General features: G+C 65.3%; 19 protein-coding genes. 11 read left to right on the top strand and 8 right to left on the bottom strand.

Features of this window, described 5'->3' with window-relative positions; translation table 11 throughout:
• Positions 1–149: 149 nt before the first annotated feature.
• A complete protein-coding gene (locus tag ACVWYQ_RS20785; protein WP_404544493.1) occupies positions 150–1,397 on the top strand; it encodes an MFS transporter in 1,248 nt (415 codons plus the stop codon).
• A gap of 141 nt (positions 1,398–1,538) precedes the next feature.
• The gene (locus ACVWYQ_RS20780) at positions 1,539–2,786 is read left to right on the top strand and encodes an MFS transporter (protein ID WP_404544490.1); all 1,248 of its coding nucleotides are present in this window, start codon (positions 1,539–1,541) and stop codon (positions 2,784–2,786) included.
• 105 nt (positions 2,787–2,891) lie between these two features.
• Here ACVWYQ_RS20780 and ACVWYQ_RS20775 read toward each other — a convergent pair whose 3' ends face one another.
• A complete protein-coding gene (locus tag ACVWYQ_RS20775; RefSeq protein ID WP_036014583.1) occupies positions 2,892–4,382 on the bottom strand; it encodes a M48 family metalloprotease in 1,491 nt (496 codons plus the stop codon).
• Positions 4,383–4,417: 35 nt separating this feature from the next.
• A complete protein-coding gene (locus ACVWYQ_RS20770) occupies positions 4,418–5,269 on the bottom strand; it encodes a thermonuclease family protein (protein ID WP_404544488.1) in 852 nt (283 codons plus the stop codon).
• 269 nt (positions 5,270–5,538) lie between these two features.
• Here ACVWYQ_RS20770 and ACVWYQ_RS20765 point away from each other — a divergent pair, with 269 nt between their 5' ends.
• The 3 genes from ACVWYQ_RS20765 (at position 5,539) to ACVWYQ_RS20755 (ending at position 8,436) form a co-directional block, all read left to right on the top strand.
• Positions 5,539–6,744 (top strand): ABC transporter substrate-binding protein, encoded by a 1,206-nt coding sequence (locus ACVWYQ_RS20765; RefSeq protein ID WP_404544486.1) that lies wholly within the window; start codon positions 5,539–5,541, stop codon positions 6,742–6,744.
• 154 nt (positions 6,745–6,898) lie between these two features.
• On the top strand, positions 6,899–7,687 hold the full coding sequence (locus tag ACVWYQ_RS20760; protein ID WP_271539696.1) for an enoyl-CoA hydratase: 789 nt from the start codon (positions 6,899–6,901) through the stop codon (positions 7,685–7,687).
• Positions 7,688–7,689: 2 nt separating this feature from the next.
• Positions 7,690–8,436: a VOC family protein gene (locus tag ACVWYQ_RS20755; RefSeq protein ID WP_271539695.1), complete on the top strand. Its 747-nt coding sequence runs from the start codon at positions 7,690–7,692 to the stop codon at positions 8,434–8,436.
• Positions 8,437–8,640: 204 nt separating this feature from the next.
• Here the strand turns inward: ACVWYQ_RS20755 and ACVWYQ_RS20750 are convergent, their stop codons facing one another.
• From ACVWYQ_RS20750 to ACVWYQ_RS20740, 3 genes are read right to left on the bottom strand one after another with little or no spacing between them, the layout of a single operon-like run.
• A complete protein-coding gene (locus ACVWYQ_RS20750) occupies positions 8,641–9,453 on the bottom strand; it encodes an enoyl-CoA hydratase/isomerase family protein (RefSeq protein WP_271539694.1) in 813 nt (270 codons plus the stop codon).
• Positions 9,454–9,470: 17 nt separating this feature from the next.
• Positions 9,471–10,631, bottom strand: coding sequence for an acyl-CoA dehydrogenase family protein (locus ACVWYQ_RS20745; RefSeq protein ID WP_271539693.1), 1,161 nt, complete (start codon positions 10,629–10,631; stop codon positions 9,471–9,473).
• 17 nt (positions 10,632–10,648) lie between these two features.
• Positions 10,649–11,713 carry an acyl-CoA dehydrogenase family protein gene (locus tag ACVWYQ_RS20740; protein WP_271539692.1) on the bottom strand — a complete coding sequence of 355 codons (1,065 nt, stop codon included), beginning with the start codon at positions 11,711–11,713 and terminating at the stop codon, positions 10,649–10,651.
• A 246-nt stretch (positions 11,714–11,959) separates the two neighbouring features.
• Between ACVWYQ_RS20740 and ACVWYQ_RS20735 the strand changes: the two genes are divergently transcribed.
• A complete protein-coding gene (locus tag ACVWYQ_RS20735; protein ID WP_109141716.1) occupies positions 11,960–12,745 on the top strand; it encodes an SDR family NAD(P)-dependent oxidoreductase in 786 nt (261 codons plus the stop codon).
• Positions 12,746–12,941: 196 nt separating this feature from the next.
• Here the strand turns inward: ACVWYQ_RS20735 and ACVWYQ_RS20730 are convergent, their stop codons facing one another.
• Together ACVWYQ_RS20730 and ACVWYQ_RS20725 are read right to left on the bottom strand one after the other, a co-directional pair.
• Positions 12,942–13,214: a GlsB/YeaQ/YmgE family stress response membrane protein gene (locus ACVWYQ_RS20730; protein WP_370103030.1), complete on the bottom strand. Its 273-nt coding sequence runs from the start codon at positions 13,212–13,214 to the stop codon at positions 12,942–12,944.
• A 27-nt stretch (positions 13,215–13,241) separates the two neighbouring features.
• Positions 13,242–13,808, bottom strand: a complete 567-nt coding sequence (locus ACVWYQ_RS20725) for a YidB family protein (protein ID WP_271539691.1) — start codon at positions 13,806–13,808, stop codon at positions 13,242–13,244.
• 161 nt (positions 13,809–13,969) lie between these two features.
• Between ACVWYQ_RS20725 and ACVWYQ_RS20720 the strand changes: the two genes are divergently transcribed.
• Together ACVWYQ_RS20720 and ACVWYQ_RS20715 are read left to right on the top strand one after the other, a co-directional pair.
• Positions 13,970–14,971 carry a 2-dehydropantoate 2-reductase gene (locus tag ACVWYQ_RS20720; RefSeq protein WP_271539690.1) on the top strand — a complete coding sequence of 334 codons (1,002 nt, stop codon included), beginning with the start codon at positions 13,970–13,972 and terminating at the stop codon, positions 14,969–14,971.
• Positions 14,972–14,991: 20 nt separating this feature from the next.
• Positions 14,992–15,207 (top strand): hypothetical protein, encoded by a 216-nt coding sequence (locus ACVWYQ_RS20715; protein WP_157285793.1) that lies wholly within the window; start codon positions 14,992–14,994, stop codon positions 15,205–15,207.
• A 129-nt stretch (positions 15,208–15,336) separates the two neighbouring features.
• Here ACVWYQ_RS20715 and ACVWYQ_RS20710 read toward each other — a convergent pair whose 3' ends face one another.
• Positions 15,337–15,960 (bottom strand): hypothetical protein, encoded by a 624-nt coding sequence (locus tag ACVWYQ_RS20710; RefSeq protein WP_271539689.1) that lies wholly within the window; start codon positions 15,958–15,960, stop codon positions 15,337–15,339.
• Between the two features lie 231 nt (positions 15,961–16,191).
• On the opposite strand from ACVWYQ_RS20710, the gene ACVWYQ_RS20705 reads away from it, so the two are divergent.
• Genes ACVWYQ_RS20705 through ACVWYQ_RS20695 form a run of 3 tightly spaced genes read left to right on the top strand, consistent with a single transcriptional unit; the run spans position 16,192 to position 18,767 of the window.
• Positions 16,192–17,709 carry an AMP-binding protein gene (locus ACVWYQ_RS20705; RefSeq protein WP_404544481.1) on the top strand — a complete coding sequence of 506 codons (1,518 nt, stop codon included), beginning with the start codon at positions 16,192–16,194 and terminating at the stop codon, positions 17,707–17,709.
• Between the two features lie 21 nt (positions 17,710–17,730).
• Complete coding sequence (locus ACVWYQ_RS20700; protein WP_275498194.1) at positions 17,731–18,369, top strand: RraA family protein; 639 nt, start codon at positions 17,731–17,733, stop codon at positions 18,367–18,369.
• A 26-nt stretch (positions 18,370–18,395) separates the two neighbouring features.
• Entirely contained in the window at positions 18,396–18,767 is a 372-nt protein-coding gene (locus tag ACVWYQ_RS20695; RefSeq protein WP_036042482.1) for a cupin domain-containing protein, read from the top strand.
• The last annotated feature ends 41 nt before the right edge of the window (positions 18,768–18,808 follow it).

The following is an 18,808-nucleotide window of genomic DNA, read 5'->3' as shown; positions in this document are numbered from 1 at the left end:
ATCGAGCGCAAGCCGTCAAGGGTGCGCAGCGTTATCATTCCAGCGATTGCGTCAGGGGCATGGCCCGCGCCCGTTTGCGCCGGTTGCCGGCCCTCTCTCACCCCTCCATAGTGCCGCGAATCAACAGAGCCCTTTGGGCGGAAATGCCGATGCTGGACGTGACTGCCGCCAATGAGATCGCCGACGACGCCCGCGTGCGCGCCAACGTGGTGCGCCTCGCCGCCGCGCAGGCGCTGACCGGCGCCAACTCGGCCGTGATCTTCGCCACCGGTGCGATCGTCGGCGCCACGCTCGCGCCGGACATGTCGTTCGCGACTGTGCCGATCTCGATGTATGTGGTCGGGCTCGCCGCCGGCACACTGCCGACCGGTGCGATCTCGCGCCGCTTCGGCCGCCGCGCCGCCTTCGTCATCGGCACGGGTCTCGGTACGCTCACCGGTCTGCTCGGCTCGTTCGCGATCCTGCGCGGCTCGTTCGCGCTGTTTTGTCTGGCGACTTTCCTCGGCGGTCTCTACGGCGCGGTGGCGCAATCCTATCGCTTCGCAGCCGCCGACGGCGCCAGTGCGGCCTACCGGCCGAAGGCCGTGTCCTGGGTGATGGCGGGCGGCGTGTTCGCCGGCGTGCTCGGTCCGCAGCTCGTGCAATGGACCATGGATGTCTGGCAGCCTTATCTGTTCGCCTTCAGCTTCCTGGTGCAGGCCGCCGTCGCGCTGATCGCGATGGGCATCGTCGCCGGCGTCGATATGCCGAAGCCCGCGCCGGCCGATCTGCACGGCGGCCGGCCGCTGCTCACGATCGTGTCTCAGCCGCGCTTCATCGCGGCGGCGCTGTGCGGCGTCATCTCCTATCCCATGATGAACCTGGTCATGACCTCGGCGCCGCTTGCGATGAAGCTGTGCGGCCTGTCCGTGTCCGATTCCAATTTCGGCCTGCAGTGGCACATCGTTGCGATGTACGGGCCGAGCTTCTTCACGGGCACTCTGATCGCGCGCTTCGGCGCCCCGAAGATCGTCGCCGCCGGCCTGGTGCTGGAAGCGGGCGCCGCCATTATCGGTCTGTCCGGTCTCACGGCCATGCATTTCTGGGCGACGCTGATCGTGCTCGGCGTTGGCTGGAATTTCTCCTTCATCGGCGCCTCCGCGCTGGTGCTGGAGACGCATCGCCCCCAGGAGCGCAACAAGGTGCAGGCCTTCAACGATTTCCTGGTGTTCGGCATGATGGCGATCGGCTCGTTCTCGTCGGGCCAGCTGCTCGCCAATTACGGCTGGTCCGCGGTGAACCTCGTGGTGTTCCCGCCGGTGGTGCTGGGTCTTGCGGTGCTCTCGCTGGTCTCCTGGGCGAAGCGCCGCAAGGCGCGGCTGGAGGCGGCCATGGGCGAATTCCCCGACGCGGTCTAGTTTGGCAAGAGGCTGTCAGCAGCGTTGATACTTCGATGCAGGTCGAAGTGATTTTCGAGAGCCGCGTTGTTACATGATGCTCGTCATGAAGAGGCGAGCGCAGAGCCGGGCGCTTGCGGGGGATGCGAAGGAGAAGCGCAAATGCTCGACAGTCCCCGCCACGCTGTGCCAATCGACGAATCCTCGCTCCGCTATGAAGGCTGGCGCATCGTCGCGGTCTGCTTCCTGCTCGCCACATTCGGCTGGGGGCTCGGCTTCTACGGCCAGAGCGTCTATGTCGCCGAGCTGCAGCGCGCGCGGGGCTGGCCGGCCTCGCTGATCTCCTCCGGCACCACGTTCTTCTATTTGTTCGGCGCGCTGCTGGTCGTCTTCGTCGGCGAGGCCGTGCGGAAGTACGGTCCGCGGCTGAGCCTGATCGCCGGGACGCTGGCGATGGCGGCCGCGGCGGTCGCGATCGGCGCGGTGCGCGAGCCCTGGCAGCTCTATCTCGCCGATGCCGTGCTCGCCTTCGGCTGGGCCGGCACCAGTCTCGCCATGATCACCAACACGATCAGCCTGTGGTTCGACCGGAAGCGCGGCATGGCGATCAGCCTCGCGCTCAACGGCGCCAGCTTCGGCGGCATCGTCGGCGTGCCGCTGCTGGTGATGCTGATCGGCCATGTCGGCTTTGCCAGCGCGATGTACGCCGCCGCCGGCGCCATGCTCGTGCTGCTCCTGCCAGTCATCCTCCTTCTCGTCGGCAGCCCACCCGATCGCCAGGGCTTCCACGCGAGCGCGAAAACGAAGCCGCAATCATCGACGGAGATCCGCGCCTGGGCGCTGCGCGACGTTGGTTTCCTCACGGTGACGATCGCCTTCGCCCTGGTACTGTTCGCCCAGGTCGGCTTCATCGTGCATCTGATCTCGTTTCTCGATCCCGTGATTGGACGCGAGCGCGCCGCATTGGCCGTCGCGGTGCTGACCGCAATGGCGGTGGTCGGCCGCGTGCTGTTCTCGCTGGTGATCGACCGCATCAATCAACGCCTCGCGTCCGCGCTGTCGTTCCTCAGCCAGGCCGCCGCGCTTCTCGTCGTCGTCAACTTGCACAACGATTACGTGCTGATCGCGGCCTGCGCCGTCTTCGGCTTTTCGGTCGGCAACCTCATCACGCTGCCCTCGCTCATCGTGCAGCAGGAGTTCGACTCCGCCGCCTTCGGCGTGCTGATCAGCCTCAACACGGCGATCAACCAGGTGACCTACGCGTTCGGTCCCGGCGTGGTCGGTTTCCTGCGCGATCTCTCCGGCGGCTATACGCTGCCCTTTTACCTCTGCATCGCGCTGGAGGTGATGGCGGCGGCGCTGATCATGGTGCGGGGGAAGCCGCGTCTCTCTGAGATGACATCCGCTTAGCGCGGCGTCGGAGCATGATCCGGAAAAGTGTGTAGCGGTTTTCCGAAAAGATCATGCTCAAAGGAATAACCTAAAGCGCGATGACGATCCCAATCGCATCGCGCTTTAGTCCGCCACGATCTTGACGCGGTCGCGCACCTTCACCTGCGCGGTGCGATCGAGGCCGTTCAGGACGCGGAAGCGCTCGGCGGGATGGTCGACGCCGGCCATGCGGTGGGAGAGCGACTCCACGGTATCGCCGGGCTGCACGGTGATGACCTTGATGCGCAGCGGGCGCGCGGCCTGGATTTCCTCCAGCGTCAGCCGGCGGAACGAGTTGACCGTCTCGCGCGCATTCCGCTCGCTCTCGGTCGATTTCTGCCGTGCCGCGAAGATGAAGCGATAGACGTCGCTGCCGAAGCGCAGCGCATAGACCTTGAACTGCCACTGGTCGCCCTTGGCGGTGGCGGACGCCGCTGGAAAACCGTTGACGGTGAGATCCTCGGTCGAAGCCTTCTCGACGCCTTCCATCCAGCCGGAATTGAGGTAGTCGCCGAGCGACTGTTCGGCCGGCACGCGCACGACGTCGAAGCGCATCGCCTGCGCGCCGCCCTCGCGGACGCCGATCACGGCCTGCGCGGTGTTGTCGAGCGTGAAATTGTCCGGCGCCTGGAAGGTGAAGCCGAGCTTCGGATGCAGGAAGCGCCGGCCGCGGACAAAACCTTCGCTCGGGTCCTCGCCATAGACGAGGTTGTCGATCGCGGCGAGATAGCTTTCGCGATCGCGCTCGGCGCCTTCAGGCGCGGTGTATTGGCGGGCAATGTTCTGCGCGTTCTGGACGCGTTCCGGAGTTGCCGGATGCGACGAGGTGAAGTCCTGCGCGCGCGGATCGAGCGAGCTCTTGCCGGCCTTCAGCTCGGCATTTCGCTCCATCGCGGACAGGAAGCGCGCCGCGCCGTACGGGTCGAAATGCGCCTTGGCGGAGATGCCGACGCCGATGCCGTCGGCCTCGAACTCCTGCTTGCGCGAGAAGCTCGCCATGGTGAGCTTGGTCTTGGCTAGCGCCAGCGCGGTGAGGTCGGGATCGTTGCTCATGTCGGTGACGACGCGGGTGACGATCGCGGCCTGGCGGGCCTGATCCTCGCGCATTGCCGCGTGCTTGGACAGCACATGCGCCATCTCGTGGCTGAGCACGGAGGACAATTCGGAGGTGTCGCTGGCGAGCGCCAGCAGGCCGCGCGTGACATAGAGCTGGCCGTTGGGCAGCGCGAAGGCGTTCACCGCCCCGGAATTGAGGATGGTGACCTTGTATCCCTGGTCGGGCCGCTCGGAGGCCGCGACCAGCCGGTCGACGGTCTTGCTGACGAGCGCCTCGAGCTTGGGATCGTCATAGGTCCCGCCATAGCTCGCCAGGATGCGCTCGTGCTCCTTCTCGGTGGCCGGGGTTTGGGCGACGGCGGGCTTCGGCTTCGGCATCGCGACGGCTGCCGGGGTCGCCGCAGTCTGGAACCGGCCCATATCGCCGCAGCCAGCGAGAAGTCCGCCCAGCGCAAGGCAAAGCGCGGCCGGCGCAGCCCGCAGGCGGCGGCAATCGCCCAGTCCGTGCCGTTCTAGCACCCCATTCACGTCGTTTAACCCGTGCCCGGCCTGTCTTAAGGCCTTACCCCTGTCGGCTCGTTTGTGCCCAGCAACTCGATCTGCCCCACGAGGCGTACATCGATGCGTGGCCCCGTATTCCCCTCAACCCAGCCCCGAACGCGAATACGCCGATTCTCCAGGGACTTAAGGGCCATACCAGCGCTTTCGAACGCCGCTAGCGTGCGCTTTGAAATAGTCACGGCAAAGCCGCGTGTCCAGTTTCGTCCGAAGTTGAGGTAGGTCGTTGCCCCAGCTTGCCGGACCGACAGGACTTTGCCCTCGACCACCGTAAAGCGCCCGATCTCCGCCAAAATATCGTCCGGACTTTCCGCGTTTTTTATGGCCGACGGGTCAGCCCAGCTGCCCATTTTTTGGCGCCGCGCCGCTGCTTCGGACGCCATCAGGGCGGCCGCGCAGTCCTTGTCCAGGATCTCGGCGGAGGCGATGGCATCGCCCCGAGCGAGCAGCATGGCCTGCACCGAGATGTCGCTTTCGCCGATGAAGACAAGCGCGCTCTGGCGGCCGTAGCGATCAGGCGTGTCGTCAGCGCTCCGCAGCATCACGTCGTGACCGGCGAGCAGCGAGGTCAGCGCCTGCTTCGTGGTCGCGGTCGGCGCGATGCCGCTGAGGCGGATCTCGCGCCCGTCATCGAGCCGCACGCTGCGCGCATCGACGATGGCAGCGACGCGGCCTTCGCCTTGGGACTCGAACTGGCAGGGGCCCGCGAATGCCGAGCTACTTGCGACGAGAAGACATGCGAGGATGAAGCGAAGCTGTTGCGTCACGTGATCCGGAGAGGTTGCATTGCGCGGTAACCATACCTCATGCGTAGTGGGGCACGAAGAGGTTTCGTCGTACTCCGTCATTGCGAGCGCAGCGAAGCAATCCAGACTGCGTCTGCGGAAAGATGCTGGATTGCTTCGCTGCGCTCGCAATGACAGCGGAGATGCATCGTGCGTCTACTTACCATTCCGTTTTGCGGAAAACGCGCGCGGCAATCGTACGCTTGCATCGCACCTGCGCTTGCTGCGCTCTTGCGCATGCGGCATGATTGCGGCAACAGCGAACAGCAATAACCCAAGAGCAATAACCAAGCCGCCATCAGAGCACGGCGCGATAAGGGAGGTCGTTTTCGATGAAGACTATTTTGTCCGGCATTTTTGCCGCCGCGTTTGCCCTCAATGCGAGCGCCGCACAGGCTCAGGACAAGCCGCCGCTGAAGATCGGCGGCATCCTCGACATGTCGAGCCTTTATGCAGATATCACCGGCTCCGGCAGCGAGACTGCGGCGAAGATGGCGGTCGAGGATTTCGGCGGCGAGGTGCTGGGGCGCAAGATCCAGGTGCTGGCAGCCGATCATCAGAACAAGGCCGATCTCTCCGCCAACATTGCCCGCGACATGCTCGACAACCAGGGCGTCGAGATGATCTACGACGTCGCGGCCTCCGCGACCGCACTCGCCGCCGGCGAGATCGCAAAAGCGCGCAACAAGATCATCATGTTCAACGGGCCGGGCTCGATCCGTCTCTCCAACGAAGCCTGCGGCCCCTACACCATCCACTACGTGTTCGATACTTACGGTCAGGCCAACGTGACCGGCCTCGCAACCGTGAAGTCGGGCCTCGACAGCTGGTTCTTCCTCACCGCCGATTACGCCTTCGGCCAGGATCTGGAGAAGGACACCAGCGCCGTCGTGACCAAGACCGGCGGCAAGGTGCTCGGCAGCGTCCGCCATCCGCTCAACACGTCGGATTTCTCGTCCTTCCTGCTCCAGGCCCAGGCTTCCAAGGCCAAGGTGATCGGGCTCGCGAATGCCGGCGGCGACACCATCAACGCCATCAAGCAGGCGGCGGAGTTCGGCATCACCAAGGGCGGCCAGAAGGTCTCGCCGCTGCTCGCCTTCGTCACCGATATCGACTCGATCGGGCTCGAGACCGCGCAGGGGCTGCTGCTCGCGGAAGCGTTCTACTGGGACCTCAACGACGACACGCGTGCGTTCTCGAAGCGCTTCATGGAGCGCACCAAGCGGGTGCCGACCTCGGCCCAGGCCGGAGTCTATTCCTCCATCACGCATTACCTGAAAGCCGTGAAGGCCGCCGGCACGACCGACGCCGCGGCGGTGATCAAGCTGATGAAGGAGACGCCGATCAACGACTTCTTCGCCAAGAACGGCAAGATCCGCGAGGACGGCCGCATGATCCACGACATGTACCTGTTCGAGGTGAAGAAGCCGTCGGAGTCCAAGGGCCGGTGGGACGATTACAAGCTGCTCGCCACCGTCCCCGGGAACGAGGCGTTCCAGTCGCTAGAGCAGTCGCGCTGCCCGCTGGTGAAGAAGTGACGGCGTGACGTAAGTCGCGCCGTCATCCCGGGGCGCGCGTAAGCGCGAGCCCGGGATCCATCGGGCGGCAGTGACGGTCGATGAATGGATTCCGGGTTCGCCCCAAGGGGAGCCCCGGAATGACGGAGCAAAACAACAACCAGGGAGACGCCCCATGAACGACATGGTCCTGCAAAAGCTCGACGGCGGGCTGCTCACCATCACGATGAACCGGCCGGAGCGGAAGAACGCGCTCAACCCGGAGATGGTCGCCGGGCTGGTCGAGGCGGCGCGACGCGCGGCTGATGATCCCGAGGTGCGGGCGGTGCTGTTCAAGGGCGCCGGCGGCTCGTTCTGTGTCGGCGGCGACGTCAAGTCGATGGCGGCAGGGCGCGCGCCGCTGCCGTTCGAGCAGAAGCTTGCAAATCTGCGCCGCGGCATGGAGGTCTCGCGCATCCTGCATCAGATGCCAAAGCCCGTGGTGGCCCAGCTCGATGGCGCGGCGGCCGGCGCCGGCCTGTCGATGGCGCTGTCCTGCGACCTGCGCATCGCCTCCGAATCCTGCAAGATCACCACTGCTTTTGCCAAGGTCGGCTTCTCCGGTGACTACGGTGGCACCTATTTCCTGACACAGCTGCTCGGCAGCGCGCGGGCGCGCGAGCTCTATCTGATGTCACCGGTGCTCACGGCGAAGGAGGCACATGCGATCGGTATGGTGACGAAGGTCGTGCCCGACGCCGAGATCGACGCGGCCGCGCACGAGCTCGCACTGTCTCTGGCGCAGGGGCCGTCGATCGCGCTCGGCTTCATCAAGCGCAACATCAACAACGCCGAGCACCTGGCGCTGGAGGATTGCTTCGACGGCGAGGCGATCCATCACACCCGTTGCAGCGACACCGAGGACCACAAGGAAGCCGCCAAGGCCTTCGTCGAGAAGCGCAAGCCGACCTTCAAGGGCGCTTGACCATGGCGCCCTATGTCCGGCTGCGTCAGATCTGCCTGGTCGCGCCGCAACTCGAGCCCGTCATCACGGATATCGGGCGGATCATGGGCCTCGCGGTCTGCTACCGCGACGGCAATGTCGCCAAATACGGCCTGGAGAACGCGCTGCTCCCGGTCGACACGATCCTGCTGGAGGTGGTCGCGCCGTTCAAGGACGGCACCACGGCCGGCCGCTTCATCGAAAAGACCGGCGGCCGCGGCGGCTACATGGCGATCTTCTGCTGCGACGATCCGGACGAGCGCGGCCGCAACGCCAATGCGCTCGGCGTGCGCACCGCCAACGTCATCGACCACGCGCCATATCACGGCGTCCAGCTCCACCCCCGCGATTGCCGTGCTGCCTTCATCGAGTTCAATCACACCGCAGGCAGCGACGACGTTCTGGGCGCCTATCCGCCGGCGGGACCGGACTGGCAGAAATTCATCCGCAAGGATGTGACCGAGGCGCTGACGGCGGTGGAGATGCAGAGCCCGGATCCGCAAGGGCTGGCAGAGCATTGGGGCAGGATCATCGGCATCGCGCCTGAAGGCGCCGAACTGAAGCTGCCCAACGCGACCTTCCGCTTCGTGAAGGGCGCCAGCGAGATCATGAGCGCGCTGGAGTTTCGGGTGACTGACGTGGCGCAAGTGCTGCATGCCGCCAAGGCGAAGGGGCTCGCGGTCGCAGGCAACGAGTTCTTGCTGGGCGGAGTGACGTTCCGGGTGAGTTGATCGCCCTGAACTCTCTCCCCTTGTGGGAGGGGATGGATCGCTGCGTAGCCGCGAGACGGGTGATGGGTTTCCATCCCCACGAACCGTCTAACGCAGAAGAGTAGGGTGGGCAAAGCGAAGCGTGCCCACGCACTCTTTCATTGGAGACACGACGGTGGGCACGGCGCTCGCACGCCTTTGACCCACGCTACGGCATCGCGACGCTCACCTTCCCTTAAAATTCGCCGCGCGGCGCTCTTCCGTCGCCTTCACGCCTTCCTTGAAATCCTCCGTCGCGCGCAGGCGCGTCTGTTCGGCGAGCTCGTGATTGGTCGCGGCCATCACACGGTCGGCGAGGCCATTGCGCATCGTGGCGCGGGTGGAGAGCAGGCCGAGCGGGGAGCATTCGGCGATCTCGGCGGCGAGCTTCATCGCGGCCGCCTTGACCTGGTCCTGCGGCACCAGCTCGTTGGCGAGGCCCCATTTGTAGGCCTCCTCGCCGGTGACGCGGCGGCTGGTGTAGAACATCAGCTCGGCGTTGTTCTTGCCGATCAGCTCCGGCAGCGTCACGGTCAGGCCGAAGCCGGGGTGGAAGCCGAGCTTGGTGAAGTTTGCGGAGAAGCGCGCTTCGGGACAGGTGACACGGAAATCGGCGGAGACCGCGAGACCGAGTCCGCCACCGATGGCCGCGCCCTGCACGGCAGCAACGATCGGCTTCTTGGCGCGGAAGATGCGCACGGCCTGGATGTAAAGATGGTTGATCGGGCCGAGACTGTCGGCGGGATCGCCTTTCTTCTCGGCCTCGCGCGCCTCCTGCGCCTGCCGCGCTGGATCGCCGAAATTGGCGCCAGCGCAAAACGCCTTGCCCTGCGCGGAGAGCACGGACGCACGAATCTCGATTTCGCGGTCGAACTCGTCGAGCGCGTCCGCGATCTGGTTGATCAGCGAGATGTCGAAGAAGTTGAGAGGCGGACGGCGGATCTCGATGGTGCCGACATGCCCGACCTTCTCGACGCCGATATCTTGATAGGTGCTCATGATGATCCTCGATTGAATTAGCGCAGACCCAATCCGCGGGCGATGATGCCGCGCAGCACCTCGGTGGTGCCGCCCTGGATGGTGAGTTTCGGCGCGGTCTTGATCGCGAAGTCGAGCTGTCGCTCCAAGGTCTCGCGGTTGGTCGCGGTCTCCTCGACGAAGGCAGCGAGATCGCGCACGCGATGCGGCAGCTGCTGCTCCCAGACCGTGCCGATGTCCTTGACGATGGACGCTTCGACCACCGGCTCCTTGCCGGCTTCCAGCATGCCGGCGACCGAGACCGACATGCGCCGCATGGTGTGAAGCTGTGCGACCAGGCGGCCGATGCCCTCGGCGCTACGCGTGTCCGGGTTGGGGCCGACCGCGCGGACCAGCTCGGTCAGCACGTAATAGGTTTCGAGAAAGCGCTCGGGACCCGAGCGTTCATAAGCGAGCTCGCTCGTCGCCTGCTTCCAGGCGCCGTCGACTTCGCCGAGCACATGATCATCGGGAATGAAGTGATCGGTGAAGACGACCTCGTTGAACTCGTACTGGCCGGTGATCTGGCCGATCGGGTTCACCTTGATGCCCGGCTGCTTCATCTTGACCAGGAACTGGGTCAAGCCGTGGCGGCGGTTCTCCTTGGTCGGCGGCGAGGTCCGGAAGATCGCGATCATGTAGTCGGCGATATGCGCCGACGAGGTCCAGATCTTGGTGCCGTTGATGAGATAGCCGCCCTCGGTCTTGGTCGCGCGCGTCTTCGCCGCGAACAAATCGGAGCCCGAGTTCGGCTCGCTCATGCCGATGGCAAAGCAGACCTCGCCGCGGCAGATCCGCGGCAGGATGTCCATCTTGATGTGCTCGGGCGCGTATTTCAAAAGCACCGGCCCGCTCTGGCGGTCGGCGACAAAGAAGCGCCGCGTCGGCGCATTGGCGACGCGCATCTCCTCGGTCACTACGTAGCGCTCGAGGAAGGAGCGTTCCTGGCCGCCATACTTTTTCGGCCAGGTCATGCCGAGCCAACCCTTGGCGCCGACCCGGCGGGAAAATTCCGGCGCGTCGGTGTCCTCGCGATTGGGCTTGTGCGGATCGAAAGTGCCGGCGGCGATTTCCTCGGCGAGGAAGGCGCGCACTTCCTTGCGCAATTGCTCGCATTTCTCCGGCAGGCGGATCGGATCGAAGCGGAGGGCAGCGGTCATTGTGTCTCGTCCCCTGATCAGCGCGATGCCACGAGCGGCCACAATTCGTCGGCGCCGCGATTTGCCACGAGCTTGCCGAGTTCGACGGCCCAGTAGCTTTCCGAGCCGAAATCGTCGCGCCAGGCCAGCGCGCGCAGCGAATAGCGGTGCAGGATGTGCTCCATGGTGAAGCCGATCGCGCCATGGACTTGATGCGCGATGCCGCCGCCCTTCTCGGCAGCTTCCGCGCAGCGGATCTTTGCCGAGGCGGCTTCGAGATAGATCTCGTCGTTGAACGATCTTGCATTGGCGATGGCGTCGGCGGCGGACGTCGCCGCCGCAAGCGCCGCGGCGGATTCGCCGGCGAGGCGGGCGAGATTGTGCTGCACCGCCTGGAATTTCGAGATCTTCTTCTCGAAGGCGACGCGCTCGTTGGAATAGCGCACGGAAATGTCGAGCATGGATTCGAGGGTGCCGGCGATCTGGAGGCTACGCGCGACGCCGCCCATCAGCATAAGATGGGTCTGCTCAAAGCCCTTCGGCGCGGGCTTGATGGCGACGGGCTGGACCTTGTCGAGCATGACGGTATCGCTGTGGTCGTAGCCGACATTGAGCCCGGCCTCGATCCGCGCCTTGGCCGCGTCGATCAGGGCAATGGAAGCACCGTCCTTGCCGTGTGCCAGGACCGCAAAATGCTTCGCTGCTTTTGCAAAGGGCACGCCGCGCGCGCGACCGGAGAGCGCACCGTCGGCATCGAGGGTGATACGGTCCTTCGGGGACGCCGGCACGATCGTCATCTCGCCTTCGGGGGAAGCGATCTTCGCCTGTGCCAGCAGCCATCCCGCCAGCATGGTCTCGGCCAGCGGCACCGCGACTGCGAAACGGCCGGCGGCGTTCAGCAGCGCAAAGCCGTCGGCGAGGCTCGCGCCCGAGCCGCCGAGATCGTCCGGCACCCAGGACAGCGGCAGGCCGGCTTCGCTCAGCGCCTGCCACAGCGGCGCCTGCCAGGAATTCTTCTTGTCGTTGTTGATGGTTTGCGGATCGGCGAGATCGGCGAAGATCTTCTCCGCGGTCTCGACGACGATATTGTCACTCTCCGCCACAGCGTTCCCCGTATCTTGCCATTGGCGCGTCCGGTCTGATCGGCCAGTGCGCAGTCTCTTCTTGCGCCCGATGATCGGAAAAAGCCATGGCCCTGACAAGCGTTGATCGCAGGTCCATCTGCGGCGCCGGCATAGGGCCAGGCTTCAGGAAATGCTAATTCCGCTTAGCGGAGTTTGCTCGATTTGCAGGGCGCGGCAAACTCGCTAAACAGGACGCCACACCAGATACAGGGGAAGGAAATCCGGATGGCAAAAGACGGCTTGTGCGCAATCGTGACGGGGTCCGCATCCGGGCTGGGTGCAGCGACTGCGGAGATTCTCGCCCGCAGTGGGGCGCGGCTCGTCATCAACTATTCGTCGAGCCAGAAGGAAGCCGAGGCGACGGCCGAGACCTGCCGCAAGGCCGGCGCTGCGGAGGTGCTGGTTGCGCAGGGCGACGTCTCCAAGGATGAGGATTGCCGCAAGATCGTCGCGGCGGCGAGCGGCTGGGGCCGGCTCGACATCCTGGTCAACAATGCCGGCACCACCAAGCATGTGGCTCACGCCGATCTCGACGGTCTGTCGGCGGAAGATTTCCAGCGGGTCTATGGCGTCAACACCATCGGCCCGTTCCAGATGGTGCGCGCGGCGCGCAGCTTGCTCGAAGCCGCCGCCAAGGCTTCGGGGCGGCCATCTGCGGTCGTGAACGTCTCCTCGGTCGCCGGCATCAGCGGCGTCGGCTCGTCGATTGCGTACGCCGCGAGCAAGGGTGCACTCAACACCATGACGCTGTCGCTGTCGCGCGCGCTGGCGCCGCTGATCCGCGTCAACACGGTCTGCCCCGGCTATATCGACACGCCCTGGTTCACCAAGGGCCGCGGCGAGGCGCAGGCCAAGCAGGTGCGCGACAGCGTCGTGGCGAAAGTGCCGCTGAAGGTCGCATCATCCGCGGAGGACATCGCCCAGCTCGTCTGCTTCCTGGCGACGCCGGCCTCCAGCAACATGACCGGCGAGGTCGTGCGCATGGATGCGGGGATGCATTTGATTACGTGAGCTCGCGCTCCAATTTCCGCTGTAATCCCCGCCTAGTGCGCAATTGCGCACGTGGGGCGGGGATCCATAACCACAGGGAGGAGTGGTTGCGCGACTCTGGTCACGCCGAGTCTTCGCCAAACTCCTGCCTGTGGCTATGGGTCCCGGATCTGCGCTTCGCTTGTCCGGGACGACAGTGGAGTTGTGGCGGCAGTGGTCACCCCTTGATCACGCCGCTCGCCACCAGCCGATTCCAGATGAACAGCACCACCACTGCGCCGATGGTTGCGGTGATGAAGCCGGCGCCCTGGTCGGGGCTGTAATGGCCGATGGCCTGGCCGATCCAGGTGGCCAGAAACGCGCCGGCAATGCCGAGGATGGTGGTGAGGATGAAGCCGCTCGGATTGTTCGGCCCCGGCGACAGCCAGCGCGCGATGAGCCCGGCAATGAAGCCGACCAGGATGATCCAAAACAGGCCGCCCATGCTCATGATAGTGCTCCCCTCTCTTTGAACCGATCAGACCCGATCCGAGAGTTCATTCTCGGTCGGCAGCCGTCCGTCCGGCGTCAAATGGTCGACCACCTGCGGCAGATACTGGCTGAGGCCGGAGAGCAGCTCTTCGCGCGACAGGCCGCTCTGGGCGGACAGGCTCTCGATCTGGTCGGCGCCGAGTGCGCTGGCGAGATCGCCCGGCGCGATTGGCTTGTTCTCGCCCTTGCCGACCCAGGAATTGGCGGCATCACCGTGTCCGCTTTGCTGGAGCTGGTTGAGGAGATCGCCAAGCCCGCCGCTCAGAATGCTGCCGGCCGCACCGCCGGCGAGCAGGCCGCCGAGGCCGCCCTTGAGCATGTCGTTCAGACCGCCGCCCTGACCTACGTTCACGGGCGGAGGCGCGGGTGTCGGCAACGGTTGGGGCGCTGAGCCGGACTGGTTGCCGGTGAAATGCTTGAATGCTTTCCAGGCGAGCAGGCCGAGCAGCGCCATGGTCATCGGCGACATGCCGCCGGAGGATTTCTCGGAGCTCGGTGTGCTCTGGTCGCGCGGGCCGTTCTGCATGCCGTTGAGGACGTCGAGTAGACCCATGGTGCTCTCCTTTGGCGTCTCGTTCGGCGAGCGCTCGCCGCTGACTGCCCCCGGGGCGAGAAGATATGGGGCACTCATGACCGTTACAAGTCGGATGCGCCGCGATTGGTTGTCGGGCTCGGCTCTGCTATCGAAGGCCGGTCATTCAGGGAGTGAGCTCGGTGATTGCGGATCGACCGATCGTTGTGGCCGGCGCCGGCGCCATCGGCTGTTTCGTCGGCGGCATGCTGGCCGCCAGCGGCCGCCGCGTCGCGCTCCTGGTGCGGCCGCGGGTAAAGACCGAGATCGAGCGGTTCGGCTTGCTTCTGACTGATTTCGACGGCTCCGAGAACAAGCTCGGCGCGGGTCAACTGGCGCTGTCGGAGGATCCCTCGATCTTCCACAGCGCCGGCATCGTGCTGGTGACGGTGAAAAGCGCCGATACCGCTGCTGTCGCCGAGCAGATCGCGCAGCATGCGCCTGAGGATGCCGTCATCGTCTCGCTTCAGAACGGCGTCGGCAATGTCGCTGTGCTGCGCGAGCGGCTGGGCGGCCGGTCCGTGCTGGCCGGCATGGTGCCGTTCAACGTGATCGCGATGGGCGAGGGCCGCTTCCACCGCTCGACCTCCGGCGACATTCATGTTGGCGAGGATGCGGAGAACACGGCCGGGAAGCTCTCGGTCGCCGGCCTCACGATGCGCGCGAGCGGCGACATCACCGGCGTGCAATGGGGCAAGCTGATCATCAACCTCAACAACGCGCTCAGCGCGCTGTCGGACATGCCGCTTGCCGCGCAACTGGCCAGCCGCGACTGGCGCAGGCTGTTCGCCGACCAGATGGCCGAAGGGCTGGCCGTGCTGAAGGCCGCCCACATCGTGCCGGTGTCGTCGACGCCGATCCCGATGAGCTGGTCTCCAACCCTGCTGCGGCTGCCGGATGCGATCTTCGGTGCAATCCTGGGCCGGACCATGAAGATCGATCCCGAGGCGCGCTCCTCGATGTGGCAGGATCTGAAGCAGGGCCGCAAGACCGAGATCGACTATCTGCAAGGCGCGGTCATCGCGCTCGCCGAGCGGAACCATGTTGCCGTGCCGCTGATGCGCCGCATTGTTGCGCTGATCAAGGAAGCCGAGGCGGCAGGCAACGGTCCGCTCCGTATGACGCCGCAGCAGATTCGGGGGTAGCGCCCGAAAGGAGGAGCGCGATGAAATGTGGTCTTGTGATCGGGCTCGCGCTGACCGCCTTCTGCGGCACATCGACGCTCGCCTATGCGAGGCCGCCGACGGTGATGAACTCACCTGGATATGACAGGCGATTGCAGGAGAGCCGGTCGCAGTTGGGTGCTTCGCCGATGGTAACAGCGCCGGTGGATGTGCCGAAGGTCAAATCGAAGCGCGGCAAGAAGAAGCACACGAACTAAGGCGCGACGCTCTCGTAGGGTGGGCAAAGCGAAGCGTGCCCACCAATTCTCTCAATCGCGAATGAATGGTGGGCACGGCGCCTTGCGCCTTTGCCCACCCTACGTCATCTCGCAATGACGGGTGCCGATTCACCCCTTCTTCGCGGGCTTGCTCGGGGTCGGGTTGAACAGCTTCTTCAGGTCGTTCAAGCTCTCCGACAGCCGCGGCCATTCGCAGGAGAACGAGCCCTTGGCGCAAGGTGCAGCCTTCGGCTTCGCGCCCGCGGCTTGCTGCACCTTCGGCCGCTCGACCGGCACCGGCACGCGCGCGACTTCGGTCCGCAGCGCGACCTGCTGCAGCTGCTGCAACTGTTGCTCCTGCTGTTCGCGCTGCTGCCGGGCGATAGCCTGGGCCGCTTCGTTGCTGCGGCGCTGGTTGGCGAGATAGGCCGTATAGGCTTCGTCGATCTTCTTCTGCTCCTCCGGCGTCGGATTGGGACCGGCGATGTCGAAGGTGCGATCCTGGAGGAAATCGTAATAGGAATAGCCGCCACCCGGCTTGCGGCGGCCGGCAAACTTGGCGTTGCAATCGGCAAGGGCCGCCGTTTTCTCCGCCTTGGTCGCGGCCTTCTCGGCGACGTCGGCGCATTCCTCGAAATCGACAGGTGCGCGTTTCCACCATTGCGCCTCGGCACGCCCCTGCGCCAGCAGGAAAAATCCTGCTGCGGCAACGAGAAGCAACGCCGCGCGATGCGATGTGACCACGGCCGACATTCTAAGAGAGCATTCCCTGCAAGGCGCAACCCGAACTGAGTCGAGCCGGATTTTTGCCCCTTTCTTGCCGGCTTGTCACCCATGGAACCCGGGAAATTCATGGCTGCAATGCTGACATTTTGTGCTTGACGTGGCGTGAGAGTCACAGCGCCCTGCCGCGAGGCTGATACACTTCAACTGCGAGCGCCTCACCTCCATGGCGACGCCAAGAACACGAAATGGAAACGCTTGATGTTGCTGCCGCTCTCCGATGTGCCGCGCTGGTACGCGGAACGCAAACCACACGGCACGATTGCGATCCGTCACGGGCAGGACACGCTGACCTGGGACGAGCTCGAGCGCGGCGCCAACCGCCGCGCGCGGGCATTCATGGCCAAGGGCGTCAAGCCCGGCGATTTCGTCGCGATCGGATTGCCGAACGGCAACGCGTTCTTCGAGACCTCCTTTGCTGTGTGGAAATGCGGCGCGACGCCGACCTCGCTGTCCTGGCGGCTGCCGCGCGGCGAAGCCGCCGCCGTGCTCGATATTCTCAAGCCTGCGCTGGTGGTCGGCGGCGAGGCCGACTGGAATGCGCCCAACCGGTTGCCCGCCGACTTCATGCCGGAAGGATTTTCGGATGGGCCGCTGGCGCCGCCGGTGGCGCGATATTGGAAGGCGATGACCTCAGGCGGCTCGACCGGCCGACCCAAGGTGATCCTCGATCACCAGCCGGCCGTGACCGATACCGCGGCTGCGCCGCCGCTCAATATTCCGTTCGGCGTATCGCTGCTCAATCCCGGTCCGCTCTACCACAACGCGCCGTTCATCGTGTCGCATTATGCGCTGTTCGTCGGCGGCAAGCTCACGGGCCTGACCAGGTTCGACGCCGAGGAGACGCTGCGGCAGATCGAACGCGAGCGCGTGCAATGGGTCAATTTCGTGCCGACCATGATGCACCGGATCTGGGCGCTGCCTGCGAGCGTGCGCAACTCTTACGATCTGTCGAGCCTGCAGACGGTCTTCCACATGGCTGCGCCGATGCCGCCGTGGCTGAAGGAGAACTGGATCGGCTGGCTCGGACCCGAGCGGATTTGGGAGCTCTATGGCGGCACCGAGCGGCAGGGCGCCTGCATCATCTCTGGCACCGAATGGCTGACGCACAAGGGTTCGGTCGGCAAGATCGGCGACATGGCGAAGCTTCGCATCATCGGCGAGGACGGCAACGACGTCGCGCCTGGTGAGACCGGCGAGATCTATTTCCTCAACAACGACGGCAAGGACGCCACCTACCATTATCTCGGCGCCGAGCCGAAGCGCCGCGCCGACGGCTGGGAATCGCTGGGCGATATCGGCCGGCTGGACGCCGAAGGCTATCTCTATCTCGGCGACCGCCTCGCCGACATGGTGCTGCGCGGCGGCGCCAACATCTATCCGGCCGAGGTCGAGGCCGCGGTGTCCGAGGCTCCTGGCGTGCGCTCCTGCGTCGTGGTCGGCTTGCCCGATCCGGAATTGGGCCAGCGTGTGCATGCCATCATCGAGCCGGAGCCCGATGCCGACGGGCAGGCCATTGCCGACGGCATGGCGGATTTTCTCAAGGACCGGCTCAGCCGCTATAAGCATCCCGAAAGCTTCGAATTCGTCGGCGCCCCACCGCGCGACGATTCCGGAAAAGTTCGCCGCACCCTGTTGCGCGACGAGCGTGCGGCGTGGATGAAGGAGGGGCGCGCCTTCCGGATCTTGCCATCGAAGGCGCAGGCCCATGCCGAATGAGACAAGCAAGGAAGGATTGACATGACCATCACCATCGCAGCGAGCAGCGTGCCGAAGCCGCCGGCCGACATCATCGAGGGGTTCAGGGACGCGCCGACCTCGGTGATCTCGGACAATCTCGCCCGGCTGCCCGGTGCAGTGGGGCTGAGGCCCTATCATCGCGGCGGCAAGCTGGTGGGCACGGCCTTCACCGTGCGCACCCGTCCCGGCGACAATCTCGCGATCCACCGCGCGCTGGATCTGGTCGGGCCCGGCGACGTCATCGTGGTCGACGGCGGCGGCGACGAGACGCGCGCGCTGATCGGTGAGATCATGAAGAACATCGCGCAATCGCGCAAAGCCGAAGGCTATGTCATCGACGGCGCGATCCGCGACGTCGCAGCATTCGGGGCCGACGACTTCCCCTGCTACGCCCGCGCAGTGATCCATCGCGGTCCCTACAAGAACGGCCCCGGCGAGATCAACGTGCCGGTGACGATCGGCGGCAGCGTGATTGCGCCCGGCGACATCGTCGTCGGCGACGAGGACGGCGTGGTGTCGTTTCCCGTTGCCGGCGCGGCCGCCCTGTTGGAAGCGGTGCGCGTCCAGGTCGCGCGCGAGGAGGAGACGCTGAAGGCGATCCGCGAGGGCCGTTACCAGGGCGCCTACGGCAAGTCCTGATCAGAGGAGCGTGAAGGGAGGATGGCGTGAGCCAGAAGGAAGAATTTCACAATCTCGATGATGCCAGCGACGGACTCTTCCGCGAGCTTGCCGCCGGCGTGACCACGCGCATCTTCTCCGGCGAGCAGGCGATGCTGTCGGTGGTGACGCTGGCCCCGCATGCGCAAGGCACGCTGCATCATCACCCCGAGGAGCAGTGGGGCGTGCTGCTCGACGGCTCCGCCATCCGCGTCCAGGGCGACGAGGAAATCCCGGTGAAGAAGGGCGATTTCTGGCGCACGCCCGGGAACGTGCCGCACACCATGCGCGCCGGCCCGGACGGCGCCCGCGTACTGGACATCTTCAGTCCGCCTCGGCCAGAATACAGAAAAGCAGGGTCAGGCTTCGGCACGACCTAGCGCTCAAAAGCAAAAAAGCAAAGCGCTACACATAAAGGGAG

It is taken from the genome of Bradyrhizobium sp. USDA 3397 (genome assembly GCF_054060965.1).
The sequence above is the reverse complement of the archived record's forward strand: the minus strand, read 5'-3'. Positions and strand labels throughout refer to the sequence as shown.

Excerpts from the sequence above, each read along its gene's own strand:
- ACVWYQ_RS20785 (WP_404544493.1), top strand. The coding sequence starts at position 150 with ATGCTGGACGTGACTGCCGCCAATGAGATCGCCGACGACGCCCGCGTG.
- ACVWYQ_RS20780 (WP_404544490.1), top strand. The coding sequence starts at position 1,539 with ATGCTCGACAGTCCCCGCCACGCTGTGCCAATCGACGAATCCTCGCTC.
- ACVWYQ_RS20770 (WP_404544488.1), bottom strand. The coding sequence starts at position 5,269 with ATGACGGAGTACGACGAAACCTCTTCGTGCCCCACTACGCATGAGGTA.
- ACVWYQ_RS20765 (WP_404544486.1), top strand. The coding sequence starts at position 5,539 with ATGAAGACTATTTTGTCCGGCATTTTTGCCGCCGCGTTTGCCCTCAAT.
- ACVWYQ_RS20760 (WP_271539696.1), top strand. The coding sequence starts at position 6,899 with ATGAACGACATGGTCCTGCAAAAGCTCGACGGCGGGCTGCTCACCATC.
- ACVWYQ_RS20755 (WP_271539695.1), top strand. The coding sequence starts at position 7,690 with ATGGCGCCCTATGTCCGGCTGCGTCAGATCTGCCTGGTCGCGCCGCAA.
- ACVWYQ_RS20750 (WP_271539694.1), bottom strand. The coding sequence starts at position 9,453 with ATGAGCACCTATCAAGATATCGGCGTCGAGAAGGTCGGGCATGTCGGC.
- ACVWYQ_RS20745 (WP_271539693.1), bottom strand. The coding sequence starts at position 10,631 with ATGACCGCTGCCCTCCGCTTCGATCCGATCCGCCTGCCGGAGAAATGC.
- ACVWYQ_RS20735 (WP_109141716.1), top strand. The coding sequence starts at position 11,960 with ATGGCAAAAGACGGCTTGTGCGCAATCGTGACGGGGTCCGCATCCGGG.
- ACVWYQ_RS20730 (WP_370103030.1), bottom strand. The coding sequence starts at position 13,214 with ATGAGCATGGGCGGCCTGTTTTGGATCATCCTGGTCGGCTTCATTGCC.
- ACVWYQ_RS20725 (WP_271539691.1), bottom strand. The coding sequence starts at position 13,808 with ATGGGTCTACTCGACGTCCTCAACGGCATGCAGAACGGCCCGCGCGAC.
- ACVWYQ_RS20715 (WP_157285793.1), top strand. The coding sequence starts at position 14,992 with ATGAAATGTGGTCTTGTGATCGGGCTCGCGCTGACCGCCTTCTGCGGC.
- ACVWYQ_RS20710 (WP_271539689.1), bottom strand. The coding sequence starts at position 15,960 with ATGTCGGCCGTGGTCACATCGCATCGCGCGGCGTTGCTTCTCGTTGCC.
- ACVWYQ_RS20705 (WP_404544481.1), top strand. The coding sequence starts at position 16,192 with ATGTTGCTGCCGCTCTCCGATGTGCCGCGCTGGTACGCGGAACGCAAA.
- ACVWYQ_RS20700 (WP_275498194.1), top strand. The coding sequence starts at position 17,731 with ATGACCATCACCATCGCAGCGAGCAGCGTGCCGAAGCCGCCGGCCGAC.